Below are 26,263 nucleotides of genomic sequence, written 5' to 3' on the forward strand. Positions count from 1 at the left end.
TCCAAGGTCCGGAGGTGCCCGGCCTGGGCGACGGGTGTCCCGGCGTGTCGTCCGCGTGTCGCGGACTTCGGATCAGATCAGCGGCGGTCTGCGGGCAGGCCGCCGTGCGCGGCTCAGCGGGTGGCGCGGATGCGGGCGATCTCGTAGAGGCTGATGCCCGTGGCCACGGCGGCGTTGAGGGACTCCACGCTCGAGGAGATCTCGATGCCGGCGATCGCGTCGCACGTCTCGCGCACGAGCCGCGACAGCCCGTTGCCCTCGGACCCGACCACGACGACGAGCGGCTCGGTGGCGAGCTCGAGCTCGGCCACCGTCGTGGGCGCCTCCCCGTCGAGCCCGACGACGAAGCAGCCGGCCTTCTTGTAGTCCTGCAGCGCCCGCACGAGGTTCGTCGCCCGCGCCACCGGCACGCGTGCGGCGGCGCCGGCGGACACCCGCCACACGGTGGCGGTGACGCCGGCCGAGCGACGCTCGGGGACCAGCACGCCGTCCACCCCGAAGGCCCCGGCGGAGCGGAGGACCGCACCGAGGTTGTGCGGGTCGGTGACACCGTCGAGGGCGACGATGAGCGGCGCGCTGCCCGGGAAGCGGCCGAGGAGGTCGGCCGGGTCGGCGTACTCGTAGGGGGGCACCTGGATGGCGATGCCCTGGTGGTTGCCGCCGTCGGTGAGCTTGTCGAGGTCGCTCTTGCTCGCCTCGAGGAGCGGGGTGTTGCGGGCGGTGACGGTGCGCAGCACCTCGCCCAGGCGCTCGTCGGAGTCGACGCGGGCGGCGAGGTAGACGTGGTCGATCGGGATACCGGCCCGCACCGCCTCGAGAACCGCGTTACGGCCGGCGACGAGCTCGCGCCCGCTGCTCGGGCGTGCCGCCGGCTTGCGCGCCGACGCCCCGCGGCCCTCCCGCTTCTCGGCGGCCGCCTTGCGGGCTGCCGCCGGGTGGTAGGGCCGGTCGGAGGCCTTGGGCGTGGGCCCGCGCCCCTCGAGGCCCCGGCGGTTCTTGCCGCCGCTGCCGACGGTCGCCCCCTTCTTCGACCCGGCCTTGCGTACTGCGCCTCGGCGCTTGGAGTTCCCGGCCATCAACGGCCTCCTCTCGTCCCCAGCTGCCATCTGGCACCGTCGGGTGAATCTTCGATGATGATGCCCGCCGCCTGCAGCTGGTCCCGCAGCGCGTCGGCGCGGGCCCAGTCCTTGGTCCTGCGGGCGTCCGCGCGCTCGGCGAGCACGACGGGCACGAGCACGTCCAGCGCCTCGCGGGCGGCGTCGTCGGCGCCGGCGGCCGTGGCCCACGGCGCCGCGAGCGGGTCCAGCCCCAGCACGTCGAGCATCGAGCGCACCTGGAGCTGGGCCTGCCACACGACGCTGTCCTCACCGGCGGTCAGGGCGTTGTTGCCCGTACGCACCTGCTCGTGCACGGCGGCGAGCGCGGCGGACACGTTGAGGTCGTCGTCCATCGCGGCGACGAATGCGGGCGGCAGCGCGGAGATCGGCCGGCCCGTCACCTCCTCGGCGGGCACCTGCCCCACGCGCTCGACGGCGCGGGTGACGAAGCCGCTGAGCCGCTCCCACGTGCTCGTCGCCTCGGCGAGGGAGTCCTCGGAGAACTCGACCGTCGAGCGGTAGTGGACGGTGCCGAGCGCGAAGCGCAGCACGACCGCCGGCACGCGCTCGAGGACGGCGGAGACGACGAGCGAGTTGCCCAGCGACTTGCTCATCTTCTCCCCGCCCACGGTCACCCAGGCGTTGTGCATCCAGTGCTGCGCGAAGCCGTACCCGGCCGCACGGGACTGGGCCACCTCGTTCTCGTGGTGGGGGAAGCGCAGGTCGATGCCGCCGCCGTGGATGTCGAAGCTCTCCCCGAGGTAGCGGTGCGCCATGGCGGAGCACTCCAGGTGCCAACCGGGGCGCCCGCGCCCGTAGGGGGTGTCCCAGGCGGCGGAGGCGGGCTCGCCGTCCTTGGGGGTCTTCCACAGGGCGAAGTCGCGGGGGTCGCGCTTGTCGCCGGCCTCCTCCTCGTCGAGGGTCGACATGTTCTCGAGCAGCTGGCGGGTCAGACCGCCGTACTCGGGGAAGGAGCGGACGTCGAAGTAGACGTTGGCGCCCTCGCCCCGGTAGGCGTGCCCGCGCTCGACGAGCCGGTCGACGAGAGCGACCATCTCGGTCACGTGCCCGGTCGCACGCGGCTCGTAGGTGGGACGGCCGACCCCGACGGCGTCGTACGCGGCGGTGAACTCCTGCTCGAAACGGTAGGCCCAGGCCCACCACGGCACCCCGGCCTCGGTGGACTTGGTGAGGATCTTGTCGTCGATGTCGGTGACGTTGCGGACGAGGGTGACCTCCAGGCCCCGACGGCGCAGCCACCGGGCGAGCACGTCGAAGGCGATCCCCGAGCGCAGGTGACCCACGTGCGGTGCCCCCTGGACGGTGGCGCCACAGAGGTAGATGCTCACCCGTCCGGGGACGAGGGGCACCAGCTCGCGGTCCGACCGGGTGGCGGAGTCATGAAGTCGCAGGCTCACGTGCCCCAGGCTACCGGCGCAGGGCCTGGACGCCGCGGTGCGGTGCCGGACGTCACCGTGGGGCGCTAACGTCAGTCCCGTGACCACCCGGCCCGTGACACCACGTCCCACGCAGCGCCGCCAGGGCTTCGGTTGGCCCGTCTACGCCTGGAGCCTGTGGGACTGGGGGTCGGCGGCCTTCAACGCCGTCATCACCACCTTCGTCTTCACCGTGTACATCACCGACGCCGACCTCTTCGGGCCCGGCGCCTCGCAGAAGCTGGGCTGGGCGCTGGCCGCCGCGGGCGCGCTCATCGCGGTGTGCGCACCGGTGGCGGGCCTCCGCTCGGACCGGTCGGGACGGCGGACCTTCTGGCTGGCCGTCAACACGATGGTCGTCGTCGTCATCTCCGCGTCGCTCTTCCTCGTCGCGCCGGACCCGAGCAACCTGTGGCTCGGCCTGGTGCTCCTCGCGGTCGGCAACATCTTCTTCGAGCTCGCCTCGGTGAACTACTACGCCATGCTCAACGGGATCTCGACGCCGCGGACCATCGGCCGGATCTCGGGTCTCGGCTGGGGGCTGGGCTACATCGGCGGGATCGTCCTCCTCCTCGTCATCTACTTCGGGCTCATCAGCCCGGAGGTCGGCCTCTTCGGCATCACGTCGGACAACGGCATGGACGTGCGCGTCGCGATGCTCATCTGTGCCGGCTGGACCCTGCTGTTCTCCCTGCCGGTCATCTTCACCATCCGTGACGACCGCTCCTCCCGCGGAACACTGCCCCGACTCGGCGTCGTCGGCTCCTACCGCCTGCTCCTCAGCTCGGTGCGGAACGTGTGGCGCCAGGACCACCACACCGTGTTCTTCCTCGGCGCCAGCGCGATCTTCCGCGACGGCCTGGCCGGCGTCTTCACCTTCGGTGGCGTCGTCGCGGCCACGGTCTTCGGCTTCGACGGCGGCGAGGTCATCGTCTTCGGCGTCGCGGCGAACCTCGTCGCGGGGGTCGCCACGATCGCCTTCGGCGCCCTCGACGACAGGCTCGGCCCCAAGCGGGTCATCGTCGGCTCGCTCGTCGCCATGATCCTCGCCGGCATCGGCGTCTTCCTCCTCCACGACCACGGTGCCGTCGTCTTCTGGTCCCTCGGCCTCGTGCTGTGCATCTTCGTCGGACCGGCGCAGTCGGCCTCCCGCACCTTCCTCGCGCGGCTCATCCCCAAGGGCAAGGAGGGCGAGCTCTTCGGGCTGTACGCCACCACCGGCCGCGCGGTGAGCTTCCTGGCGCCCGCGTCCTTCGCGCTGGCGATCTCCGTCGGTGCCGCGGTCACCGGCCGGAGCGCGGCGGACGCGGAGCACTGGGGCATCCTCGGCATCGTCGCGGTGCTCAGCGTCGGGCTGCTGCTGCTCCTGCCCGTGCGCGTGAAGGTGCGCAGCGAGAGCGCCCTGCACGAGCCGATGCCCGCCTGAGCCTCGCTACCCTGGCGACCATGCTGCCGCGCACCGGGATCGGGACCGACGTCCACGCCTTCGCCCGCGAGGGCAGCGACCGTCCACTCCACGTCGCGTGCCTCGAGTGGCCCGGTGAGGTCGGCCTGGAGGGACACTCCGACGGCGACGTCGCCGCGCACGCGGCCTGCGACGCGCTCCTGTCGGCAGCGGGCCTGGGCGACCTCGGGTCCCGCTTCGGCACGTCCGACCCGCGCTGGGCGGGGGCGTCCGGCGCCGAGCTCCTCACCGCCACCGCGGCCCTCGTCCGCGAGGCGGGTTTCGAGATCGGCAACGTCGCCGTCCAGGTCGTCGGCAACCGGCCGCGGATCGGCCGCCGCCGGGAGGAGGCCGCCGAGGCGATGTCCCGCGCCGTCGGGGCACCCGTCAGCCTGTCGGCGACGACGACGGACGGGCTCGGCTTCACCGGCCGCGGCGAGGGCCTGCTCGCCGTCGCCACCGCTCTCGTCGCCCGCTGAGTGACGGAAGGGCGCTCCCGTAGCCGAGCAACACGGCCACCGGTGTGCCGCCGGTCACTAGCATGGCAGGGACCCGATCCAGCGAAAGGCCTGACATGAGCGAGTCGTCCACCGGAGGCCCCTCCTCCGGCGAGAACCCCCCGCGCCCGGGCTCCATCCCGCCGCCGCCCCCGCCGCCGCCCGGACAGGGCGGTGGCCTCTACGGCCAGCAGCCGCCCGCCGGCCAACCTCCCCACGGTCAGCAGCCCTACGGTCAGCAGCCGCCCTACGGTCAGCAGCCGCCGGCCGGGCAACAGCCCTCCGGCCAGCAGACCCCGTACGGGCAGCAGCACTCCGGCCAGCAGCCACCGCACGGCCAGCAGCCGCAGGGCCAGCAGCCGTACTACGCGCCGCAGGTGCCGGACTTCTCCACCGCCGGTCAGCCGGCCGATCTCGGCACCCGCGTCATCGCGCGGCTGATCGACAACATCATCCTCACCGTCGTCAACGGGATCATCGGCTGGCTCCTCGGCGCCGACGCCTTCGCGAACGTCCTCATGACCGGCCAGGTCGACTACGGCACGTTGGCGCTCGTCACCGTCGTCACCACCGCGGTCACCCTCGGGTACTTCGTGCTCCTCGAGTCCGCCCGGGGGCAGACGCTGGGCAAGATGCTCGTCAAGGTGAGGACCGTCGGACCCGGCGGCGGCAACCCCACGACGACCGAGGCGCTCAAGCGAAACCTGTGGACCGCCGTCGGCATCATCGGCGTCGTCCCGGCGCTCGGGTGGGTGGGCACCCTGCTCTCCCTGGCCGCTGTCATCACCATCCTCGTGACGATCAGCAACAACACCGCCACCCGGCAGGGCTGGCACGACAACTTCGCCGGCGGAACCCGGGTCGTCAGGACGAGCTGAGCAACCGCTCCGCCAGCTCGAGGTCGGCGGCCGTCGTGATCTTCAGCGCCGCCGCCTCACCGGGCACGAGGTGGACCTCCTCGCCCAGCGACTCCACGAGACCCGCGTCGTCCGAGACGGCGCGGGTCTCGTCAGCGGCGCGCTCGGCACCGAGCCGGTGCGCCCGCTCGAGCAGCTCGCGGGTGAAGCCCTGCGGCGTCTGCACCGCACGCAGCGCGGACCGCTCGGGCGTCTCGACGACGCGTGCACCGCCTCCCGGCAGGTCCACCACCCGCTTGACGGTGTCGGTCACGGGCACGCCCGGCACGACGGCGCGGTGGCCCGCCTCCAGCGCCGCGACGACACGGCGCACGAGGTCGGGCCCGGCGAGGCAGCGGGCGGCGTCGTGGACGAGGACGGCGTCACAGCCGGGGGCGACGTCGTCGAGCGCGGCGAGGCCGGCGGCGACGGAGGCCTGCCGGGTCGCGCCACCGCGAACCACCCGGACGGGGACGTCGCTGCCCGGCACGCGACCCCCCGGGAAGAGGGACGCCACCTCCCCGAGATGACCGTCAGGGGCGGTGACGACGAGGCCGTCGACCACCCCGGAGGCGACCAGCCCACGCGCGGCGTGGACGAGGAGCGGGGTCCCGCCGAGCGGGACGAGGGCCTTGGGCAGGGCGTGCCCCAGCCGGGTGCCCGAGCCGGCAGCCGTGAGGACCGCGGCGCAACGCACCTGGGTCAGGAGGCGAGGACGTCGTCGAGCATGGCCTCGGCCTTGTCCTCCTCGGTGCGCTCGGCGAGGGCCAGCTCGGAGACGAGGATCTGGCGGGCCTTGGCGAGCATGCGCTTCTCCCCGGCCGACAGGCCGCGGTCCTGGTCGCGGCGGGACAGGTCGCGCACGACCTCGGCGACCTTGATGACGTCACCGGACGCGATCTTCTCGACGTTCGCCTTGTAGCGGCGCGACCAGTTCGTCGGTTCCTCGGTGTAGGGCGCGCGCAGCACCTCGAAGACCCGCTCCAGGCCCTCCTTGCCGACGACGTCGCGGACCCCGACGAGGTCGACGTTGTCCGCGGGAACCTCGATCGTGAGATCACCCTGGGCCACCCGGAGCTTGAGGTAGAGCTTCTCCTCGCCCCTGATGACCTTCTTCGAGATCGCCTCGATGAGGGCGGCTCCGTGGTGGGGATAAACGACGGTCTCACCGACGGTGAAGGTCATAGTGGTCATGCTCCTTGGTCGCGAGGAGTACCTATTCTAGCACGCGGAAACGGCGCCATTCCGCGGGTTCCGCGGAATGGCTCGGCCCCGTGGCCGGCAGGTCTCCGCGCGTGGCCGGGATCGCGCGGGCGACCGCGCGGACGGGGCCTGCGGCCCGGTAGCCTGGGGGGACACGTCGACGAAGGAGACCGTCTTGGCCCGCTTCCACCACCTGCTTCGTGGCGCCGCACTGCTCGGCGCCTCCGCGCTCGTCGCCAGCTGCAGCGTGATGACCCCGATCCAGACCGCCGAGCTGTACAACGCGGGCGACGGTGTGCGGGTCGAGGTCACCGAGGAGCTCCGGGCCGAGAACCTCATGGTCCTGTCCGAGGAGGAGGGTGGCGAGGGCCAGGTGTTCGGCAGCCTCGTCAACGACACCGAGGAGGACGTCGTCATGTCGCTGACCATCGGCGACGGCGGCATCCAGGTCCCCGTCCCCGCCACCGACCACGTCGTGCTGGGCGTCGACGAGATCGTCGTCGTGCCGTCCGTCCCCGTCCCGCCGGGCGCCAACGCCGAGGGCCTCGTCGAGGCCTCCGGCCACGGCACCGTCTCGGCCAACGTGCCGGTCCTCGACTCGACGCTCCCGCAGTACGCCGACTACGTGCCGTGACCGGCGTCAGCCGGCGGCCGGTCCCTCGATCCGGTCGACGGCGGCCATGACCCGTTCCCGCAGGCCGGCGGAGATGGGCGCCGCACCGGCCACCTCCGGTGAGGCGGCGCGCGCCTGACCCTCCTCGCTGGCGATGTAGCTGAGCAGGGTGCGCACCGACTCGGCCTTCTCCTCGGTGTCGTAGCGGGTGCAGGCGATCGTGTAGGAGATGAGGACGACGGGGTAGGCGCCCGTGGCGTCGGTGGCGCGGTCGAGCTCGATGATGAGCCGCGTGTCGCTCGCGCCCTCCGCGGGCGGGGAGGCGTCGACGACGGCGGCCGCGGCCTCCGGGGAGAACGGCACGAACTCCTCACCCACGCCCACAGCGACGGTGCCGAGGTCCTCGGTCACCTGGGAGGCGTCGACGTAGCCGATGGTCCCCTCGGCGGCCTCGAGCGTCGAGACCATGCCGACGTTCTGCTGCCCCGAGTGGGTGCCCGCGCGCGGCCACGTGCCGCTCGGCTCGTGCGGCCAGGCCGCGCCGCCGGCCTGCGCGAGGTACTCGGTGAAGTTCTCGGTGGTGCCGGAGTCGTCGGAGCGGTTGACCGGCACGACCGGCAGGTCGGGCAGCTCGACGCCGGGGTTGGTCGCGGCGATGGCAGGGTCGTCCCACCGCTCGATGCGGCCGTCGAACAGCCCGGCGATCGTCTCGGGCGCGAGCTGGAGGTGCTCCACGTCCAGCCCGGGCAGGTGGTAGGCGACGGCGATCGGGGAGATGTACAGCGGCAGCTCCAGGACCTCCCCGCCCTCACAGCGCTCCTCGGCCTCCGCCGCCTCCTCCTCGTCGAGGTGGGCGTCGGTCCCGGCGAAGTCGACGGCACCGGTGATGAACATCTCGCGGCCCGCACCGGAGCCGGTGGGGTCGTAGGAGGCGAGGATCTCGGGCCGCAGGTCGTGCAGGCCGGCCAGCCAGGCCTGCATCGCGATCTCCTGGGAGGAGGCGCCGGCACCGGCGATCGAGGTGCTGTCCGTGCCGCACGCGGTTGCGGCGACCGCGAGGACCGCCGCCCCGGCCGCGAGTCGTCGTCCCGTGCCCTTGATCATCCCGTCCCCTGTCGTGTCGCTGAGCGTCCAGCAGCAGAACGACAGGTTACGGGGTCTGCCCCGGTGCGACGAGCTTGTACCCCAGGCCGCGGACGGTGAGGAGCATCTCCGGCGAGGACGAGTCCCGCTCGATCTTCGCCCGGATCCGCTTGACGTGGACGTCGAGGGTCTTGGTGTCCCCGACGTAGTCCGCGCCCCACACGCGGTCGATGAGCTGACCGCGGGTGAGGACGTGGTCGGCGTTGCGCATGAGCACCTCGAGGAGCTCGAACTCCCGCAGCGGCATCCGCACCGGTTCGCCGTCGACGACGAGCTCGTGGCGCCCCACGTCCATCCGCACCCGACCGACCTCGAGCACGCCCGCCGACTCCTCGCTGCCGGCCTCGCTCCCCCGCCGTAGCACCGCCCGGACGCGGGCGACGAGCTCACGGTAGGAGTAGGGCTTGGTCACGTAGTCGTCGGCGCCCAGCTCGAGGCCGAGGACCTTGTCGAACTCGTCGTCCTTGGCGGTGAGCATGATGACGGGCGTGTTGCCCTGCCGGCGCAGCTCGCGGCACACCTCCGTCCCTGACATGCCGGGCAGCATGAGGTCGAGGAGGACGAGGTCGGGGCTCGCGCGGTCGAAGGCGGACAGCGCGTCCAGGCCGTTGTCGACGGCGACGACCTCGTACCCGTCGCGCTCGAGCTGGTAGGTGAGCGGCTCGCGGTAGGACTCCTCGTCCTCGACGAGCAGGATCGTGGTCATGGTTGTCTCGGCACTCCTGTCGCAGGGGGCGGGGCGGGATCGGTGGGGGACGCCGTCGTCGGGGGGTCGGCGAGCGGGAGGACGAGGGTGAAGGTCGAGCCGGCACCCGGCTTTGACCACACCTCCGCCTCGCCGCCGTGGTCCGCGGCGACGTGCTTGACGATGCTCAGGCCGAGGCCGGTCCCGCCGGTGCGGCGGGCGCGGGCCGGGTCGCCGCGGTAGAAGCGCTCGAAGATCCGCTCCTGCTGGGCGGCCGGGATCCCCTCGCCCTGGTCGACGACGGCGATGCGCACCTTGTCGCCGTCGCGTGCGGTGCCCACGGACACGCGTCCGAGCGGGTCGGAGTGGCGCAGCGCGTTGTCGAGCAGGTTGCGCACCGCCGTGGTGAGGAGATCGGCGTCGCCGAAGACGTGCAGGCCGCCCTGTCCGCCGACGGCGAGGGTGATGCGCCGCGACTCCGCCTCGACGCGCACCCGGTCGGCAGCCTCGGCGACGACGGCGTCGACGTCGACGAGCTCGGAGTTCACCAGAGCGTCCGGCTCCTGGAGCCGGGACAGGTCGATGATCTCCTGGACGAGCGCGGTCAGTCGCCGGGACTCGCGCCGCATCTGGGCGGTGAAGCGGCGCACGGCCACGGGGTCGTCGGCCGCCTCCTCCACGGTCTCGCTGAGCAGGGCGAGGGCCCCGACGGGCGTCTTGAGCTCGTGGGAAACGTTGGCCACGAAGTCGCGCCGCACCTGGTCCAGCCGGCGGGAGGCGGTGTGGTCGTCCCCGACGACGAGGACCCGGCCCTCGCTGAGCGGCACGACGCGCAGCTGGAAGATCATCTCCCCCGCGCCGGCGAGCGGCCCACGCGGCAGGCTGAGCTCTCGTTCGTGCGGCAGACCGTCGGCGCGGACGCGTTCGACGAGCTCGGTGACGGCCGGCGAGACGACGCGTCCCGAGCGCACGAGGCCGTAGCTGTAGGCCGAGGGGCTGGCCTGGAGGACACCACCGTTCGCGTCGAGGACGAGGACCGTGGACGTGAGCGCCCGCAGCATCTCCCGAGCGTCCTTGCTCACGCCCTCCGCGCTCGGCACCACGGCCGGCGCGCGGCGTGCTCGCCCGGCGAGGACGCCACGGACGAGGGCGCCGACGGCGATCCCTACCAGTGTGCCGACGACGATCGGCCAGATCCCCTCCACGTGTCCGAGCGTAAGCCCCTCCAGGGCCCGCGAGCCCCGCCGTCCGGGCGGACCCCCTGCCGTTCACCGAGACGCCACCTGTCGTTCACCGTCCCCTGGAACGCTACGGTGGGATCACGACGAGACCGAGGAGAGCGAACGTGCGCGAGATCTTCATGCAGGAGCTGGCCCAGGTCGGTGAGGACCTCCAGCGGATGAGCCGGCTGGTCATCGACGCGATCGAGAAGGCCTCCACCGCGCTGCAGACCGCCGACCTCCAGCTGGCCGAGCAGGTCATCCGTGCCGACGAGCAGATCGACGAGATCGAGCGCAGCCTGGACGAGCAGTGCATCTCGTTGCTGGCCCGCCAGGCCCCGGTCGCCACCGACCTGCGCGTCGTCATCGCGGCGCTGCGGATGTCGGCGACCATCGAGCGGATGGGCGACCTCGCCCGCCACATCGCCTACGTGGCCCGTGGACGCTACCCCGAGGTGGCGCCGAGCCCCGCCATGCAGGAGATCTTCGCCCAGATGGGCGAGGCCGCGACGAAGGTGGCCCACCAGGTCAGCGACCTCCTCGCGACCCGCGACCTCGAGCTGGCCGCCGGCGTCGAGCGTGACGACGACGCGCTGGACGCCCTGCACAAGCAGACCTTCACGATCCTCCTCGACCCCGAGGTCGAGATGACCAAGCAGCAGATGGTCGACGGCGTGCTCCTGGGCCGCTACTTCGAGCGCTTCGGCGACCACGGCGTCTCCGTGGCCCGCCGCACGAGCTACCTCGTCACCGGTGACCTCACGAACTCCGTCGCCCGCGACGACGCCGCCGGCGAGCGCTGACGTACGACGAAGGGGGCCGGCTGAGGCCGGCCCCCTTCGTCGTACCTGGTGCTACTTGCCCTGGTTGGCGACCGCGGCGATCGCCGCCTCCGCAGCGGACGGGTCGAGGTAGCGGCCACCGGGGGTGGTCGGCTTGAAGTCCTCGTCCAGCTCGTACAGGAGCGGGATGCCGGTGGGCACGTTGAGGCCGGAGATCGTGTCGTCGTCGATGCCGTCGAGGTGCTTGATGATCGCGCGCAGCGAGTTGCCGTGCGCGGCCACGAGAACGGTCTTTCCGGCCTTGAGGTCCGGGACGACGTCGGACTCCCAGTACGGCAGCGCGCGCTCGAGAACGTCCTTGAGGCACTCACTGGCCGGAATGGGCTCACCGGCATAACGCGGGTCGGTGTCCTGGGAGAACTCCGAGCCCGGCTCGATGGCCGGCGGCGGGACGTCATAGGAGCGGCGCCAGAGCATGAACTGCTCCTCGCCGTACTCCTCGCGGATCTCCTTCTTGTTCTTTCCCTGCAGAGCGCCGTAGTGACGCTCGTTGAGGCGCCAGTGGCGCTTGACCGGAATCCAGTGACGATTTGCGCGGTCGAGCGCGAGGTTCGCCGTCATGATGGCCCGGCGGAGAAGGGAGGTGTGGACGACGTCGGGCTCGATGCCGGCGTCGACGAGGAGGTCGCCACCGCGCAGCGCCTCCTCGGTGCCCTTCTCCGAGAGCGGGACGTCCACCCAACCGGTGAACAGGTTCTTCGCGTTCCAGTCGCTCTCGCCGTGACGGAGCAGCACAAGGGTGTATGTCATGTCCCCATCATCACCCATGGCGGCCGCAGCGTCGCGGTGCCTTTCGTCCCGTGGACGCGTGAGAGGGCCACGGACCGGCTGGTCCGTGGCCCTGTCGCGTCAGTTCGCCTTGGCGTAGGCCTCGGTGACCTCGGCCGGGATACGGCCGCGGTCGGAGACCGTGTAACCGTTGGCGCGGGCCCACTCGCGGACCTTCGCGGCGTCGTTGCTCCCACCGCCGCCGCTCGAGCGACGCCCCGAGCGGGCGCCCCCGCTCGTCCGTCGTCCGCCGGCCCGGCGGGCGTGACCCACCCAGGGGGCGAGAGCGTCACGCAGCTTGGCGGCATTGTCGGTCGTGAGGTCGATCTCGTAGTTCACACCGTCAAGGCTGAAGAGGACCGTCTCGTCCGCCGGAGTCCCGTCCACGTCGTCGATAAGAGTGACCATGACCTTCTGCACCATCTGATTCTCTTCCTGTACCTCTCAGCCCCTGAGGGCCGCAGCGATGTTCGCTCCCGCTACCCCCTGCCGAATAGCGATGCGCACACACTAATTCCGCGAATCAGAATTGTCACGCTCCGTGGGAATGTCGTCGTGTGCGACGAGTGAAGCCGAGTTGTCCATCTTCTTCTCGAGTTCTCGAATTGCCGCTCGTTCACGACGGTCGGCGAAGAGAATGGCGCGCAGCACGACGACGAAGATGATCGCCAGTCCGATGGAGGGAAGCAGCGCCACGACGTAGTCCATATGGTCATGGTACGTCCGCCGGAGGGGGTGGAGCCGCCTGTGGGAATCGAACCCACGACCTTCTCATTACGAGTGAGACGCTCTGCCGACTGAGCTAAGGCGGCGCAGCCCGCGCGGGGCAGCGCGGACCACTGTACCGGGGTGAGCCCCGTGAACCAAAGTCAGCAGACGAGGCCGTCCTCGGGCACGGTGCCCTCGAGCAGGAAGCGGTCGACGGCGTCGGTCACGCAGTCCCCGGCGCGCCCGTAGGCCGTGTGCCCCTCACCCTCGTAGGTGACGAGCACGCCGGACTCCAGCTGCTCGGCGAGCTGCTCGGACCACGCGTACGGGGTGGCCGGGTCGCCGGTCGTGCCGATGACGACGATGGGCCCGGCGCCGGCCGCGTCCACCGGGGCCCGCTCGACGCGCGGCTCGTGCGGCCATGCGGAGCAGGTGACGTCCCCGTAGGCGAGGGCCGACCCGAAGGTGGGGGAGATCTCCTCCAGCTCGGCGGCCTGCTCGCGCCAGTCCTCGGTCCCGCCCTCGACGGGGTAGTCGATGCAGTTGATCGCGATGTTCGCCTCGTTCGAGTTCGTCAGGTACGTGCCGTCCTGCTCCCTCTCGGCGGCGAGGTCCGCGAGGAGGAGCAGCTGGGAGCCGTCCTGCTGGTTCATCGCCGCGTCCAGGGCGGAGGTGAGGAGCATCCAGTACGCGTCGTCGTACAGCGGCATGATGATGCCGGAGAACATGAGCGGGGCGGTGAGCTCGCGGTCGGTTCCCGTGTCCAGCGGTGTGTGGGAGGCCAGCTCGAGAAGGTCCTGGACCTGCCCGACGGCGGTGTCGACGTCCCCGCTGAGGGGGCAGCCGTCACCGGCGAGGCAGTCCTCGGCGTACGCGCGGATCGCGCGCTCGAAGCCCTTGGCCTGGCCCCGGACGATCTCGTCGCTGCCCAGCGAGGGGTCCATCGCGCCGTCGAGGACCATCCGCCCCACGTTGTCGGGGAAGAGGTCGGCGTAGACGGCGCCGAGGTGGGTGCCGTAGGAGTAGCCGAGGTAGTCGAGGCGGGGCTCCTCGAGCACGTGGCGCAGGACGTCGAGGTCGCGGGCGGCGCTGACGGTGTCGACGTGGGCGAGCAGCTCGCCGCTGTTCTCCTCGCAGGCCGCGGCGAGCTCGTCGGCGGCCGCGGTGAACGCGGCGAGCCCCTCCTCGGTGCTCGTGTCGAAGTCCTCCGAGCGGATCTCGTCGAGCTCAGCGTCGCTCACGCACTCCACCGGGGTGGAGGCGCCCACACCGCGCGGGTCGAAGCCCACGATGTCGTAGCCGTCGAGGAGGTCGGCGGAGAACATGAGCGGGGCGGACTCGACGAGCTGGACCCCGGAGCCTCCGGGACCGCCGGGGTTGACGAGGAGCGAGCCGACCGGCTCGTCACCGGCTGCGCGACGCTTGACGGCGAGGGTGATCGACTCGCCGTCGGGCTCCTCCCAGTCGAGGGGCACGGTGACGTCGGTGCAGTCGAAGCCGTTGCCGCACTCCTCCCAGGTGAGGGACTGCCCGTAGACGTCCTCGAGCCCGGCGGGCACCTCCGGCATCGGCTCGTCGGTGCGCGGGGAGCGCGACTCCTCGGCGGTGGCGCCGTCGTCGGGGTCCTCGCTCGCACTGCAGGCGACGAGGGCGGTCACGGTGACGAGCGCGAGGCTCGCGCGCAGGATCCGGCTCACCGGCGTCACTCTACAAGCGGGCCGTGCCCGCCTGAGGACGGAGCTCGACCATCATCGCCTCGACCGCCAGCAGGGGCGCGACGTTCGCCCCGAGGCGGGTCCGAGCGGTTCCCACGGCGTCCATCCGCTGCACGGTCTGCTCGGCGGTGGAGTCGCCGGCCAGGGCACGCACCTCCGCATCGAGGTCGGTGTTGACGAGGGGCACCTCGGCGCCGAGCTGCACGACGAGGACGTCGCGGTAGAGCGAGAGGAGGTCGACCATCGCACGGTCCAGGACGTCCCGCTGGGCGCGCGTGGCACGGCTCTTCTGGTTGTCCTCCAGGCGCTTGACCTGGGACCGCACGGCGGGCGGCAGCCGGGTCTCGCCCTCGGCGCCCAGCGTGCGCAGCAGCTCGGCGCGCTCGGCGGCGTCGCGCTCCTCCGTGGCGGCCTTCCCCTCGGCCTGGGCGAGCTCGACGAGGTCCGCCGCAGCGAGGACGGCGTCACCGACGCCGCGGATGCGGCTCGGGACGGTGAGGATGGCGCGGCGCCGCTCCCGGGCCTGCGGGTCGGTGGCCAGCCGCCGGGCCACCCCGACGTGGCTCTGGGCGGCGCGCGCGGCCATGAGGGCGATGCGCGGGTCGATGCGGTCGCGGCGCACGAGCAGCTCGGCGACGTCCTCCGCGGCCGGGACACGCAGGGAGACGGCCCGGCAGCGGGACCGGATGGTGGCGATGAGGTCCTGCGGGCTCGGCGCGCACAGCAGCCACACGGTGCGGGGCGGCGGCTCCTCGATCGCCTTGAGCAGGACGTTGGAGGTGCGCTCGACCATGCGGTCGGCGTCCTCCATGAGCATGACCCGCCAGCGCCCCTGTGAGGGCGCCTGCTGGGCGTCGGAGACGATCGGGCGCATGTCCTCGATGCGGAAGCTCACCCGCTCGGTGGCGATGACCTGGAGGTCGGCGTGGGTGCCGGCGAGGGTGGTCGTGCAGCCGTGGCAGTGTCCGCAGCCCACCTCGAGGGGGTCGGTGCAGGCGAGGGCGGCGGCGAAGGCTCGAGCGGCGACCGACCGGCCCGAGCCGGGCGGGCCGGTGACGAGCCAGGCGTGGGTCATGCCCGTCCCGCGCGAGTCGCCCCCGGCGGCGATCCCGCGGGCCGCCTCGGCGGCCGTGCGCAGGGTCTGCACCGCCTCACGCTGGCCGACGACGTCGTCCCACACGCTCATCGGTCGGCCCCCAGCAACGGGCTGAGGCGCGCGACGACGGCGCGGTGGACGTCCTGCGGCGGCAGGGACGCGTCGACGACCGCGTAGCGGCCCGGCTCTGCGGCCGCCAGGTCGAGGAACCCGGCGCGCACCTCCTCGTGGAAGGCGGACGGCTCCCGCTCCAGGCGGTCAGGCTCGCCCGAGCGGCGTGCGGCGGCCGTGGCGGCGTCGAGGTCGAGGACGACGGTGAGGTCGGGCAGCAGGCCCCCGGTGGCCCACATCGACAGCCCGCGGATCTCCTCGCGGCCGAGCCGGCGGCCGGCGCCCTGGTAGGCGACGGAGGAGTCGATGTACCTGTCGGTGACGACGACGGCGCCACGCGCCAGGGCAGGCCGCACGAGCGTGTGGACGTGGTGGGCACGGTCGGCGGCGTAGAGCAGGGCCTCGGTGCGCGGGTCGAGGTCCTCGCCGTGGAGCACCTCACGGCGCAGGGTGCGACCCAGGTCCGTGCCGCCAGGCTCCCGGGTGAGGACCACCGCACGCCCCCGGGCCTCGAGCCACTCCCGCAGCAGCCGGGCCTGGGTGCTCTTGCCCGAGCCGTCCCCACCCTCGAGGGCGATGAACAGGGGCGGTGCATGGGTCGTCACCGCCTCAGCCTAACGAGCGCCCCCGGCACCCCGGCCCACCGCCCACACCCCGGGGAGAACCAGCCCCCACCCGGGGGAGAACCAGCCCCCCACCCGGGGAGAACCAGCCCCCCACCCGCCGAGCGCTGAGTTGTTACTCCCCGGGGTAGACGACCCCGAGCTGGCGGCGGACCTCGTCCATCGTCTCCAGGACGGCGATCGTGTCGTCCCAGCTCATCGTCGCCGACTGCCGGCGGCCCTCGGCGACGCACCGGGCGACCTCGGCGGCCTCGTACTGGAAGCCGCCCTCGTGGCGCGGGCGGACGGTGACCTGCTCGTCGCCTCGGGTGACGGTGAAGCTCGTCGCGCCGTAGAACGGCCCGTCGATCGTGATGACGCCCTCGGACCCGCTGATGGCGGCCCGGCAGGGGGTGCCGGCCCAGAGCGTCGAGGAGCACACGGCCTGCGTCCGGGCGCCGTACTGCAGGAGCACGGTCTCCTGGCCGTCGACACCGGTCTCCGTGAGCGTGCCGGAGGCGACGACGCCGTCCGGCGTGCCGAGCAGGTCGTGGGCGAAGGACACCGGGTACACGCCGAGGTCGAGGAGGGCCCCGCCGGCGAGCGCGGGGTTGAGCAGGCGCCCGACCGGGTCCTGGTCCAGCCGCTGCCCGTGGTCGGCGTGGAGCGCGACGACGTCACCGATGGCGCCGCTGCGCACGAGCTCACGGATGGCGACGACGTGCGGCAGGAAGCGGGTCCACATGGCCTCCATGACGAAGACGCCCCGCTCCTCCGCGGCCGCGAAGACCTCCCGGGCCTCGGCAGCGCTGCGGGTGAAGGCCTTCTCGACGAGCACGTGCTTGCCCGCGGCGATCGCGAGCAGCGCGTGGTCGCGGTGCTCGCTGTGCGGTGTGGCGACGTAGACGGCGTCGACGTCGCCGTCCGCGAGCAGCTCGTCGTAGCCGGCGTGGGAGCGGTCGATCCCGTGCTCCTCGGCGAAGGCGGCGGCCCGGGCGCCGTCACGGGACCCGACGGCGACGACGCGGCCACTGCTGTGAGCGGGCACCTGCCGGGCGAAGGTGCGGGCGATGCCGCCCGCGCCGAGGATGCCCCAGCGCAGCGGCGGCGCGTCGAGGGGGTCAGGGGCGGAGGTCAGCTCGAGAGTCGAGGTCATGGGAGGAGGCTAGCGGCGTCCGCCCTGGCCGAGGTCACCCATCGGGTCGTAGCCGTACCGGGCGCCCGGGCTGTCCGGGCCGATGGTCGAGGCGCCACCGGGGAGGCGGTCGGCGCGGCTCGCACGCTCCCTCGCGCCCCGCAGGAGCAGCATGACGACGACCGCCTGGGCCACCGCGACCGCGACGAGCACGCCCAGGAAGACACCGAAGGGCACGACGTCGACGACCCACAGCAGCACGGTGGCGGCGAGCACGAGGCCGCTGACCGTCGCCATGACGACGAAGTGCCGGGAGTCGACGGTCGGCTGCGAGGACGACGCCATGTCAGGCCTTCTTCTTCGCGGGCGCCTTCTTGGCGGCGGGCTTGCGGGTGGGCGTCTTGCGGGTGGTCGTCTTCTTGGCCGGCGCCTTGGCCCGCTTCTCGGCGAGGAGGTCGTAGGCGCGCTCGGGCGTGACCGTCTCGACGTCGTCGTCCTTGCGCAGGGTGGCGTTGGTCGTGCCGTCGGTGACGTACGGGCCGAAGCGGCCGTCCTTGACGACGACGGGCTTGCCGCTGACGGGGTCCTCGCCGAGCTCGCGCAGCGGCGGCTTGGCGGTGGCACCACGGCCCCGCTTGGGCTGCTTGTACAGCTCGAGAGCCTCCTCGAGGGTGATCTCGAAGATCTGGTCCTCGCCCTCGGGCAGCGTGCGGGAGTCGGTGCCCTTCTTGAGGTAGGCGCCGTAGCGGCCGTTCTGTGCGGTGATCTCCTCACCGGACTCCGGGTCGGTGCCGACCACGCGCGGCAGGGACAGCAGCCGCAGCGCGTCCTCCAGGTTCACCGTCTCGAGCTGCATGGTCTTGAACAACGACGCCGTGCGCGGCTTGGGGGCGGCCTTCTTCTTCGCGGGCTTCTTCGCGCCCTCGGCGGCCGCCGGCTCCTCCGGCTCGGGCAGCACCTCGGTGACGTAGGGGCCGTAGCGGCCCGTCCTGGCGATGATCGTGTGCCCGGTCTCCGGGTCGGTCCCCAGCTCGCGCCCGTCCTCGGCGCTGGCGGCCAGCAGCTCGCGGGCCTTGTCCACGGTGAGCTCGTCGGGGGCGACGTCGTCGGGCACGGAGGCGCGCTTGCCCTCCTCCTCGGTGGTCTCGAGGTAGGGGCCGTAGCGGCCCACGCGCAGCGTGATGCCCTCGCCGATGTCGATGCTGTTGACGGCGCGGGCGTCGATGTCGACGAGGCCCTCCACCTGGGTGCGCAGCCCCTCGCGCTCCCCTTCACCGCGGTAGAACCGGGCGAGCCACTCGACCCGGTCCTCCTGGCCGGCGGCGATCTGGTCGAGGTCGGACTCCATCGAGGCGGTGAAGTCGTAGTCGACGAGCCGCGGGAGGTACTCCTCGAGCAGGCGGACCACCGAGAAGGCGAGCCACGTGGGCACCAGGGCCTGACCGCGGCGCTCGACGTAGCCGCGGTCGGTGATGACGGAGATCGTCGCCGCGTAGGTGGAGGGACGGCCGATGCCGCGCTCCTCCATCACCTTGACGAGGCTCGCCTCTGTGTAGCGCGGCGGCGGGGTGGTCTCGTGCCCCTCGGCGCGGACGGACTCGGTGCCGACCGGGTCCCCCTCGGACAGCTGCGGCAGGCGGGTCTCCTTGTCCTGCGCGCCGGCCTCGGCGTAGCGCTCGGCGTCGCGGCCCTCCTCGTAGGCGGCGAGGAAGCCGCGGAAGGTGATGACGGTGCCGGAGGCGCTGAGCTCGGCCTTCCGGGTGCCGTCGGGCAGCGCGGCGTCGGCACGCAGCCGCACGGTGGCGGTGGAGCCGCTGGCGTCGGCCATCTGGGAGGCGACGGTGCGCTTCCAGATGAGCTCGTAGAGGCGGAACTGGGCCCCGGTGAGCTGGCCGGCCACCTGAGCGGGGGTGCGGAAGGAGTCGCCCGCGGGCCGGATCGCCTCGTGCGCCTCCTGGGCGCCCTTGGACTTCTGCGCGTAGAACCGGGGCTTGGCCGGGACGTAGTCCGCGCCGTACAGCTCGGTCGCCTGCGCCCGGGCCGCGGCGATCGCCTGCTGCGACAGCGCCGAGGAGTCGGTACGCATGTAGGTGATGAAGCCGTTCTCGTAGAGCCCCTGCGCGGTGCGCATGGTCTCCCGGGAGCTCATCCGCAGCTTGCGGCTCGCCTCCTGCTGCAGCGTGGAGGTGGTGAAGGGCGCGGCGGGACGACGGGTGTAGGGCTTGGTCTCCATCGAGGCGACCCGTGCGGGTGCCTGCTCCAGCGCCTCGGCCAGCGCCGTGGCGGTGGCCTGCTCGAGGTGGACGACCTGGTTCTTGCGGGCCGCGGCGGTGAGCAGGCCGTCGTCGCCGAAGTCGCGGCCGGTGGCGACCTTCGCGCCGTCGAGCGCGACGAGACGTGCCTCGAAGGGACGGGTGCCACCGCCGTCGTCGCCGGTGAAGGTGCCCTTGACGTCCCAGTAGGAGGCGGCGCGGAAGGCCATGCGCTCGCGCTCCCGCTCGACGACCATCCGGGTGGCGACGGACTGGACGCGGCCGGCGGAGATGCGGGGGCGGACCTTGCGCCACAGGAGCGGGGAGACCTCGTAGCCGACGAGGCGGTCGAGGATGCGGCGGGCCTCCTGGGCGTCGACGAGGCGCTCGTCGAGCTCGCGGGTGTTCTCCAGCGCGCGGGCGATGGCCTCCTTGGTGATCTCGTGGAAGACCATCCGCTTGACCGGCACCTTCGGCTTGAGGACGTCGAGGAGGTGCCAGGCGATGGCCTCCCCCTCGCGGTCCTCATCGGTGGCGAGGTAGAGCTCGTCGGCGTCCTTGAGTGCGCGCTTGAGCTCGGTGACCTTCTTCTTCTTGTCCGCGTCGACGACGTAGTAGGGCTCGAAGTCGCCCTCGACGTCGATGGCGAACTTGCCGAAGGGGCCCTTCTTCATCTCGGCGGGCAGCTCGGAGGGCTGAGGCAGGTCGCGGATGTGTCCGACGCTGGCCTCGACGTCGAACTCCGGCCCGAGATATCCGCCGATGGTGCGCGCCTTCGCGGGCGACTCGACGATCACGAGCTTGCGGGAACCTGTCACCGCCTACCTTCCTTCTGTCCACAGGGGGCGTGTCGGGGTGACGGTACCCGATGGGACTGGCGGGTGCCGGGGTCAGCTCGCTCGGGGCAGCCCCAGACGGGTGGCCACCCCCGGGGAGAAGTGGACGAGCGGAGCACCTGTCGGCGCGGGCAGCCCCGCCGCGCGCACGAGCTCGTCGACGTCGACGACGACGGCGCGTGCCTCGTGCAGCGGCCAGACCGGGTGCTCCACGGGAACCTGCCACAGCCTGCCCGCCCGCCGGCTGAAGGCCCACCACCGTGCGCTGAGGAACAGGGCGAGGTCGTCGGCGTCGCCGACGGGCTCACCGACCTCGACCTCGGCGCGCACCCGGACCGGCGCGCGCCCCGGCAGGAGGCGGTCGCTGCGGTAGCGGACCGAGCCGGACGCATCGCCGTCGACCCTGCCGCGGCACCACATGTACGGCAGCCCGAGGACGCGCGCCGCCGCGACGATCCACAGCCGCGCCGCGTCGAGGGAGAAGAACCAGACGCCGCTCGTCCCGTTGGCGTGGCGCACGTAGGTGCGGCAGTTGAGCTCGGCGAAGGAGGAGAGGTACGGCAGCGGCGGCAGGCCCGGCAGCCGGACGCGGTCCATCCGGAACGGGACGACGCCGACCCAGGCGCGGCCGTCGACCGTCTCGACGCTCAGCTCCTCCGGCAGGAGCGCCTGCACGACCTCCGGCGCGTAGGGCCAGTGCAGGAAGGTGAGGTCGCGCCACCCCTGGAGGTTGACCGCCCGGAAGGTGTACGGGCCCTGCTGGTCCATGCGGGGAACGTACTCCCTCCGGCGGCGTCCACCGCCGCCCGGTCAGTCGTCGGCGGGCACGAGGAGGCCGTCGAGGAGGAGGTCGCGGGCGGCCGGGAGCACCTCGGCGGCGACGGCGTCGGCCGGCTGGTCCAGGACGACCGCGAGCCCGCCGACGATCTGGCCGAGGGTGAGCTCACCGTCGCAGGCCCCGACGGCCCCGGCGACGAGCGTGCCCGGCTGGTAGGTGCGCCCGAACCCGCCGCCCTGGCGCAGGAGGAGGACGCGCGGGTCCGGCTCACCGGGGCGCAGGTGGCGCTCCTCGGTGACGTCGTCGGGCACGCGGAAGCGCTGCGCGGCGAGCGCCGCGTCGTCGTGCGCGGCCAGCCACTCCTGGGTGGCGAGCACGTGCGCGACGTGCCCGCCGAGCGGGCCGTGGACCGGCGTCGTCACGTCCTCGACGCGGTGCCAGCGCGGGCGGGACTCCTCGGCCGGGCGGCGCAGGACGAGGTAGCCGAAGCCGACCGCCTCCACGCCCCGGGCGGCGAAGTCGTCGAGCCAGGCGGACAGCGCGGCGTCGAACAGCGCGCTGCCGGGCCGTAGCCCACCGTCGCGCAGCCAGGTGTGGGCGTACTCGGCGGGGTCCTGCACCTCCCGCTGGACCACCCACCCGTCGGTGCCCGCGGCCTCCAGCCAGCCGCCCACCCGCTCGCGCCAGTCCTCCCCGGCGTGGTGCTCCCAGTTGCCCAGGAGCTGGGCCACGCCCCCGGGCGCCAGGTGCGCACCGACCCCGGAGACGAGGTCGGCGACCAGCGAGTCGCCGGGCTTCGCGCCGTCGCGGTACTCCATGACCGGCAGGCCCGCGGCGTGGGCGGCCGGCGGGGTGATGACGAAGGGCGGGTTGGACACGACGAGGTCGAACCGCTCCCCGGCGACCGGTTCGAGCAGCGAGCCCTCGCGCAGCTCCAACGGCGTCCCGGCGAGCGCGGCGTTGAAGGCGGCGAAGTCGAGGGCGCGCCGCGAGACGTCGGTGCCCAGGACGTGGTCGGCGTGCCGGGACGCGTGGAGCGCCTGGACGCCGCAGCCGGTGCCGAGGTCCAGGACCCGCGGCCGGTGGTCGCGCACGGTGAGACGAGCCAGCGTGAGGGAGGCGCCCCCGATCCCGAGGACGTGGTCGGCGTGGAGGCTGCGGCCGGTCACGAGCTCACCGAGGTCCGAGGCGAGCCACCAGCGGGCCTCGCCGGCCGCGTCGCTCGCCTCGTAGGGCCGGAGGTCGACGGCGGCACGCACCTCGTCGTCGGGGGCCTCCCCCGCCGCGGTGACGAGACCGACGACGGCGGCTCCCGCCGTCGTCGTGCGCGGCAGGGCCGCGTCCAGTGCCGCCCGGGTGACGGGGACGCCGAGGAGGAAGAGCCGGGCGAGGACCGCCGCCGGCTCGCTCGCACCCTCCGTGGCGCGGCGGGCGGCGACGGGCTCCTCCCGCTGCAGGGCCGCGGCGGCGACCGGCCCGAGCGCGTCGTCGACGGCGGCGCGGGTGAAGCCGGCCGCGAGGTCGGCGCGCAGGCCGTAGGCGAGCGCGGCGGGCAGGCGGGGCGGGCGAGGGCTGGGCATGGACCCGAGGGTACGGGGGTGTTCCGCGTCACAGCGGGGCGCTAGCCTTCGAGCGCCTGCCGGTGGCGTGCCCGACCGGCCCGTGCGGCGGCAGGACACGTCCACACCCGTCTGGAAGGACCACATTGCGCACACGCAGAGCAGTTCCCGCCGCGACGACAGCGGCGCTCCTCCTGGCCGCGGCGGCCGCACCCGCCGCCGGCCAGCCCGTCGAGCCGGACGGGCTCGAGCTCACCCTGCTGGCCACCACCGACGTCCACGGTCACGTCTACGACTGGGACTACTTCCGTAACCAGCCCTTTCCCGAGGACGACTCGCTCGGGCTGACCCGGGTCTCGACGGTCGTCGACGACGTCCGTGAGGAGAAGGGCGCGGAGTCCGTCGTCGTCGTCGACAACGGCGACGCCATCCAGGGCACCCCGCTGACCTACTACTACGGCATGGGCGACGGCGCCCAGGAGGTGCTCGACGACGAGCGCACGCACCCGATGGCGGCGGCCTTCAACCACATCGGTTACGACGTCCAGACGGTCGGCAACCACGAGTACAACTACGGGCTCGACATGCTCGACGCCTACGAGGAGGACCTCGACTTCCCGCTACTTGGTGCCAACGTCCTGCGCGCAGGCACCGACGAGCCCTACCACGAGCCCTACGAGCTCGTGGAGCGCACCATCGACGGCGAGAACGTCACGGTCGGCGTCATCGGCCTGGTGACCCCGGGCGTGCGGATCTGGGACCAGCAGCACGTCGAGGGCGTCCTGGAGTTCCAGGACATGGTGACCGCCGCCGAGCGGTGGGTGCCGGTCGTCGAGGAGCAGGCCGACGTCGTCGTCGTCATCGCCCACACGGGGCTCGGCAACGTCGAGAACGAGGACTACGACCCCGCCGCGCTGCACGAGGACGTCACGAACAACATCGCTCACTTCGTGCCGGGCATCGACGTCCTCGTCGCCGGCCACACCCACCAGGACATCCCCTCCCAGGTGCTCGAGAACGTCGACGGCGAGCCGGTGCTCATGACGCAGCCCAGCTCCTGGGCGCGGTCGGTCACCGAGACGACGCTCAATCTCGTTCCCGAGGGTGAGGACGGCTGGGAGGTCGACTGGTCCGAGGGCCAGGCCCCGACCGCCGTCGCGCACTACGGCACCAAGACCGAGGAGGACCCGGAGCTCGTCGAGCTGCTGGCCGACGAGCACGCGGCCACCGTCGACTACGTCAACACACCCGTCGCGCAGTCGGTCACCGAGCTGCCCGCCGCCACGTCCCGTTACGAGGACACCCCGATCATCGACTTCATCAACCACGTCCAGCAGACGACCGTCGAGGCCGCACTGGAGGGCACCGAGCACGCGGACGCGACCGTGATCTCGCAGGCGTCCCCGTTCTCGCGCACCGCGGTGTTCCCCGAGGGAGAGGTGACGATCCGGGACATCGCCGGCCTGTACATCTACGAGAACACCCTGCGTGCCGTCGAGCTCACCGGCGCGCAGCTGCGCGACTACCTCGAGTACTCGGCCCGCTACTTCAATCAGGTCGAGGAGGGTGCTGAGTTCGACCCCGAGACCGGGACGAACGCCGTCTACCCCGACCGTCCCGAGGGCGTCCCGGACTACAACTACGACGTCATCTCCGGGCTGGAGTACTCCATCGACATCTCCCAGCCCGTCGGCGAGCGGATCACCGGCCTCTCCCACCCGGACGGCACCCCGGTGGCCGACGACGACGTGTTCGTCATGGCGGTGAACAACTACCGGCAGAGCGGCGGCGGTGCCTTCCCCCACGTGGCCGACGCCCCCGTCGTCTACGACGAGCTGCTCGAGATCCGTCAGCTCCTCATCGAGTGGGCCCAGGAGCGCGGTGTCATCGACCCGGCGGACTTCTTCGTCGAGAACTGGTGGCTCGTCACCGAGCCGCTGCCCGAGCCGGAGCCGACGACGCCCGGCGAGGAGCCGACCGAGGAGCCCTCGCCGACGACGGCGCCCACGAGCCCCGACGCGACCGCGCCGCCCACCGCTGGACCGGGTGGCGGGCAGCTCCCCGCCACCGGTGCCCCGGTGGTGGCCCTGGCGGGCCTGGCCCTGCTCACCGTGCTCGGTGGTGCCGGTGCCCTGGCCCACCGCCGCCGGATGGCCCCGTAACCACCCCTGCACCGCCGAGAGCTGAGTTGTTCCGGTGAAAAACTCAGCTCTCGGCGTCAGGAGGGGCGCGCGGGGGGCGCGCGGGGGTGAGGTGCCTAGGCTGGGGGCATGACGGTGCAGACGGTGGCGGCCCGGGCGCTCACGGCGCCGGAGTGGCTCACGCGCGAGACGCGCCACCGGGAGCGCGCCCTGGCGCTCACCGGCGCGCACCGGGAACGCCGCTCGCGCGGCGAGCAGCACCCGGTCGAGGACTTCCTCTTCGACTACTACGCCATCCGCGCCGGACGGCTCGACCGCTGGCACCCCGGCACCGGGGTGACCCTCCTCGCCGACGACGACGAGCTGCTGGCCGCCCGGGCCGGGTGGCGCTGGCACGCGCGCACGCCCGACGGCGGGGTGCGGCTCGACGCGGACGCCTTCGTCGCCGACCGCGGCGCGGCGCTGCGCCAGCTCCTCACGATCCTGCGCGCCACGGCCGCGCGGCCCGCCCACCTCGGCTGCCTCGGCCTGCACGAGTGGGCGATGGTCTACCGTCAGCCCGCGGCCGAACGGCGTCACGACCTCCCGCTGCGGCTGGGACCCCGGGGGACGGACGAGGTGGTCGAGGCGCACCCGGTGCGCTGCACCCACTTCGACGCCTTCCGCTTCTTCACCCCCGCCGCGCGACCGGTCAACCGGCTGCAGCCCACCCGGGAGACCCAGCCCCAGCTCGAGCAGCCCGGCTGCCTCCACGCGAACATGGACCTCATGCGCGCGGCCCTCACCCTCGGCCCCGCCTGTCCCGGCGAGCTGCTCCTCGACTGCGTCGAGCTGGCCCGCGACATCCGCGTGCTCGACATGCGGGCCTCCCCCTACGACGTCACGGTCCTGGGATACCGACCGGTCGCCATCGAGACGGCCGAGGGCCGCGCGGAGTACGTTGCCGCGCAGCGCGCCTTCGCCGAGCGGGCCGCGCCGCTGCGTGAGCAGCTCGTCGCCGTCGGGGAGGGGCTGGGGCTGTGAGGGCCACCCGCGCGCGGACCGCCGCCCTCGCCGTCGTCGTCCTCCTCCTCGCCGCGTGCGGTGGCGAGTCCTCGCCCGGTGGGCCGTCGGGGGAGACGCCGTCGTCGCACGAGCTGCCCACCGTGGTCCCGACCGCGCCGCCGACCACCGACCCCGCCGTGGAGCGCACGCCGCAGGTCGAGGCGGCTGTCGCGGACCTGGCCGAGCACCTCGGCCTCGACCCGGCCGCGGTCAGCGTGGTGAGCCACGAGGACGTCACCTGGCCCGACGGCGCGCTCGGCTGCCCGCAGCCGGGGATGAGCTACACCCAGGCCCAGGTGCCCGGCGCCCGTCTCGTCCTCGCTGCCGAGGGCCGGGAGTTCTCCTACCACGCGGGTCGCAGCGGCGACTTCGCCCGGTGCGAGTCCCCTCGACTGGGCCCCCCTCCCGCCGACAGCTGATCCCAGCGGGACGGGCCCCGGTC

26 protein-coding genes and 1 tRNA gene are annotated in these 26,263 nt (G+C 72.9%); 8 read left to right on the forward strand and 19 right to left on the reverse strand.

Annotation, left to right across the window (positions count from 1 at the left end; translation table 11 throughout):
• Nucleotides 1–113: 113 nt before the first annotated feature.
• Both rlmB and cysS read right to left on the reverse strand, forming a co-directional pair.
• Nucleotides 114–1,076 (reverse strand): 23S rRNA (guanosine(2251)-2'-O)-methyltransferase RlmB, encoded by a 963-nt coding sequence (rlmB, locus tag DSZ44_RS05425; RefSeq protein ID WP_110851580.1) that lies wholly within the window; start codon nucleotides 1,074–1,076, stop codon nucleotides 114–116.
• Nucleotides 1,076–2,515, reverse strand: coding sequence for a cysteine--tRNA ligase (cysS, locus tag DSZ44_RS05430; protein ID WP_110851581.1), 1,440 nt, complete (start codon nucleotides 2,513–2,515; stop codon nucleotides 1,076–1,078). The genes rlmB and cysS overlap by 1 nt, the downstream gene beginning before the upstream one ends.
• Nucleotides 2,516–2,594: 79 nt before the next feature.
• Between cysS and DSZ44_RS05435 the strand changes: the two genes are divergently transcribed.
• The 3 genes from DSZ44_RS05435 (at nucleotide 2,595) to DSZ44_RS05445 (ending at nucleotide 5,352) form a co-directional block, all read left to right on the forward strand.
• Nucleotides 2,595–3,959 carry an MFS transporter gene (locus DSZ44_RS05435; protein ID WP_110851582.1) on the forward strand — a complete coding sequence of 455 codons (1,365 nt, stop codon included), beginning with the start codon at nucleotides 2,595–2,597 and terminating at the stop codon, nucleotides 3,957–3,959.
• Nucleotides 3,960–3,979: 20 nt separating this feature from the next.
• Nucleotides 3,980–4,456 (forward strand): 2-C-methyl-D-erythritol 2,4-cyclodiphosphate synthase, encoded by a 477-nt coding sequence (gene ispF / locus DSZ44_RS05440; protein WP_110851583.1) that lies wholly within the window; start codon nucleotides 3,980–3,982, stop codon nucleotides 4,454–4,456.
• Nucleotides 4,457–4,551: 95 nt separating this feature from the next.
• Entirely contained in the window at nucleotides 4,552–5,352 is an 801-nt protein-coding gene (locus DSZ44_RS05445) for an RDD family protein (protein WP_110851584.1), read from the forward strand.
• Here the strand turns inward: DSZ44_RS05445 and ispD are convergent.
• A complete protein-coding gene (gene ispD, locus DSZ44_RS05450; RefSeq protein WP_110851585.1) occupies nucleotides 5,339–6,067 on the reverse strand; it encodes a 2-C-methyl-D-erythritol 4-phosphate cytidylyltransferase in 729 nt (242 codons plus the stop codon). The genes DSZ44_RS05445 and ispD overlap by 14 nt on opposite strands.
• A gap of 5 nt (nucleotides 6,068–6,072) precedes the next feature.
• Entirely contained in the window at nucleotides 6,073–6,555 is a 483-nt protein-coding gene (locus tag DSZ44_RS05455; RefSeq protein WP_110851586.1) for a CarD family transcriptional regulator, read from the reverse strand.
• A 193-nt stretch (nucleotides 6,556–6,748) separates the two neighbouring features.
• Between DSZ44_RS05455 and DSZ44_RS05460 the strand changes: the two genes are divergently transcribed.
• The gene (locus DSZ44_RS05460) at nucleotides 6,749–7,207 is read left to right on the forward strand and encodes a hypothetical protein (RefSeq protein ID WP_110851587.1); all 459 of its coding nucleotides are present in this window, start codon (nucleotides 6,749–6,751) and stop codon (nucleotides 7,205–7,207) included.
• A 6-nt stretch (nucleotides 7,208–7,213) separates the two neighbouring features.
• Here DSZ44_RS05460 and DSZ44_RS05465 read toward each other — a convergent pair whose 3' ends face one another.
• The 3 genes from DSZ44_RS05465 to DSZ44_RS05475 are packed head-to-tail and all read right to left on the reverse strand — an operon-like array spanning nucleotide 7,214 to nucleotide 10,219.
• Nucleotides 7,214–8,290 (reverse strand): phosphate ABC transporter substrate-binding protein PstS, encoded by a 1,077-nt coding sequence (locus DSZ44_RS05465; RefSeq protein WP_110851588.1) that lies wholly within the window; start codon nucleotides 8,288–8,290, stop codon nucleotides 7,214–7,216.
• Nucleotides 8,291–8,336: 46 nt separating this feature from the next.
• Entirely contained in the window at nucleotides 8,337–9,035 is a 699-nt protein-coding gene (locus DSZ44_RS05470; RefSeq protein WP_110851589.1) for a response regulator, read from the reverse strand.
• Complete coding sequence (locus tag DSZ44_RS05475) at nucleotides 9,032–10,219, reverse strand: sensor histidine kinase (protein WP_220035098.1); 1,188 nt, start codon at nucleotides 10,217–10,219, stop codon at nucleotides 9,032–9,034. Before DSZ44_RS05475 ends, DSZ44_RS05470 begins: the two co-directional genes overlap by 4 nt.
• Before the next feature lie 140 nt (nucleotides 10,220–10,359).
• Between DSZ44_RS05475 and phoU the strand changes: the two genes are divergently transcribed.
• Nucleotides 10,360–11,037 carry a phosphate signaling complex protein PhoU gene (gene phoU, locus DSZ44_RS05480; protein ID WP_110851590.1) on the forward strand — a complete coding sequence of 226 codons (678 nt, stop codon included), beginning with the start codon at nucleotides 10,360–10,362 and terminating at the stop codon, nucleotides 11,035–11,037.
• A 51-nt stretch (nucleotides 11,038–11,088) separates the two neighbouring features.
• On the opposite strand, the gene DSZ44_RS05485 is transcribed toward phoU, so the two are convergent.
• The 12 genes from DSZ44_RS05485 to DSZ44_RS05540 all read right to left on the reverse strand — a co-directional run bounded on the left by DSZ44_RS05485 (nucleotide 11,089) and on the right by DSZ44_RS05540 (nucleotide 22,657).
• Entirely contained in the window at nucleotides 11,089–11,826 is a 738-nt protein-coding gene (locus tag DSZ44_RS05485) for a phosphoglyceromutase (protein WP_110851591.1), read from the reverse strand.
• A 99-nt stretch (nucleotides 11,827–11,925) separates the two neighbouring features.
• Complete coding sequence (locus tag DSZ44_RS05490) at nucleotides 11,926–12,267, reverse strand: histone-like nucleoid-structuring protein Lsr2 (RefSeq protein WP_110851592.1); 342 nt, start codon at nucleotides 12,265–12,267, stop codon at nucleotides 11,926–11,928.
• A gap of 87 nt (nucleotides 12,268–12,354) precedes the next feature.
• A complete protein-coding gene (locus DSZ44_RS05495) occupies nucleotides 12,355–12,552 on the reverse strand; it encodes a hypothetical protein (protein WP_110851593.1) in 198 nt (65 codons plus the stop codon).
• Nucleotides 12,553–12,580: 28 nt separating this feature from the next.
• Nucleotides 12,581–12,656: transfer RNA gene (locus DSZ44_RS05500), tRNA-Thr, on the reverse strand.
• 57 nt (nucleotides 12,657–12,713) lie between these two features.
• Nucleotides 12,714–14,249 (reverse strand): alpha/beta hydrolase, encoded by a 1,536-nt coding sequence (locus DSZ44_RS05505; RefSeq protein ID WP_258369249.1) that lies wholly within the window; start codon nucleotides 14,247–14,249, stop codon nucleotides 12,714–12,716.
• Between the two features lie 10 nt (nucleotides 14,250–14,259).
• Nucleotides 14,260–15,453, reverse strand: a complete 1,194-nt coding sequence (locus DSZ44_RS05510) for a DNA polymerase III subunit delta' (RefSeq protein ID WP_110851594.1) — start codon at nucleotides 15,451–15,453, stop codon at nucleotides 14,260–14,262.
• Nucleotides 15,450–16,079 (reverse strand): dTMP kinase, encoded by a 630-nt coding sequence (gene tmk, locus DSZ44_RS05515; protein WP_110851595.1) that lies wholly within the window; start codon nucleotides 16,077–16,079, stop codon nucleotides 15,450–15,452. Before tmk ends, DSZ44_RS05510 begins: the two co-directional genes overlap by 4 nt.
• Nucleotides 16,080–16,212: 133 nt before the next feature.
• A complete protein-coding gene (locus DSZ44_RS05520; RefSeq protein WP_110851596.1) occupies nucleotides 16,213–17,232 on the reverse strand; it encodes a Gfo/Idh/MocA family protein in 1,020 nt (339 codons plus the stop codon).
• Between the two features lie 9 nt (nucleotides 17,233–17,241).
• The gene (locus DSZ44_RS18055; RefSeq protein ID WP_146237483.1) at nucleotides 17,242–17,556 is read right to left on the reverse strand and encodes a hypothetical protein; all 315 of its coding nucleotides are present in this window, start codon (nucleotides 17,554–17,556) and stop codon (nucleotides 17,242–17,244) included.
• A 1-nt stretch (nucleotide 17,557) separates the two neighbouring features.
• Nucleotides 17,558–20,281: a type I DNA topoisomerase gene (gene topA / locus DSZ44_RS05530; RefSeq protein ID WP_110851598.1), complete on the reverse strand. Its 2,724-nt coding sequence runs from the start codon at nucleotides 20,279–20,281 to the stop codon at nucleotides 17,558–17,560.
• Between the two features lie 72 nt (nucleotides 20,282–20,353).
• Entirely contained in the window at nucleotides 20,354–21,067 is a 714-nt protein-coding gene (locus DSZ44_RS05535) for a YqjF family protein (protein ID WP_110851599.1), read from the reverse strand.
• A gap of 42 nt (nucleotides 21,068–21,109) precedes the next feature.
• Nucleotides 21,110–22,657 (reverse strand): DUF7059 domain-containing protein, encoded by a 1,548-nt coding sequence (locus tag DSZ44_RS05540; protein ID WP_110851600.1) that lies wholly within the window; start codon nucleotides 22,655–22,657, stop codon nucleotides 21,110–21,112.
• 125 nt (nucleotides 22,658–22,782) lie between these two features.
• On the opposite strand from DSZ44_RS05540, the gene DSZ44_RS05545 reads away from it, so the two are divergent.
• The 3 genes from DSZ44_RS05545 (at nucleotide 22,783) to DSZ44_RS05555 (ending at nucleotide 26,240) form a co-directional block, all read left to right on the forward strand.
• On the forward strand, nucleotides 22,783–24,798 hold the full coding sequence (locus DSZ44_RS05545; protein ID WP_110851601.1) for a bifunctional metallophosphatase/5'-nucleotidase: 2,016 nt from the start codon (nucleotides 22,783–22,785) through the stop codon (nucleotides 24,796–24,798).
• A gap of 108 nt (nucleotides 24,799–24,906) precedes the next feature.
• Nucleotides 24,907–25,800: a 3-methyladenine DNA glycosylase gene (locus DSZ44_RS05550; RefSeq protein WP_220035100.1), complete on the forward strand. Its 894-nt coding sequence runs from the start codon at nucleotides 24,907–24,909 to the stop codon at nucleotides 25,798–25,800.
• Nucleotides 25,797–26,240 carry a DUF8738 domain-containing protein gene (locus DSZ44_RS05555; RefSeq protein WP_110851602.1) on the forward strand — a complete coding sequence of 148 codons (444 nt, stop codon included), beginning with the start codon at nucleotides 25,797–25,799 and terminating at the stop codon, nucleotides 26,238–26,240. The genes DSZ44_RS05550 and DSZ44_RS05555 overlap by 4 nt, the downstream gene beginning before the upstream one ends.
• Nucleotides 26,241–26,263: the final 23 nt, after the last annotated feature.

This window comes from Georgenia satyanarayanai, from assembly GCF_900116375.1.
GTDB classification, from domain to species: domain Bacteria; phylum Actinomycetota; class Actinomycetes; order Actinomycetales; family Actinomycetaceae; genus Oceanitalea; species Oceanitalea nanhaiensis.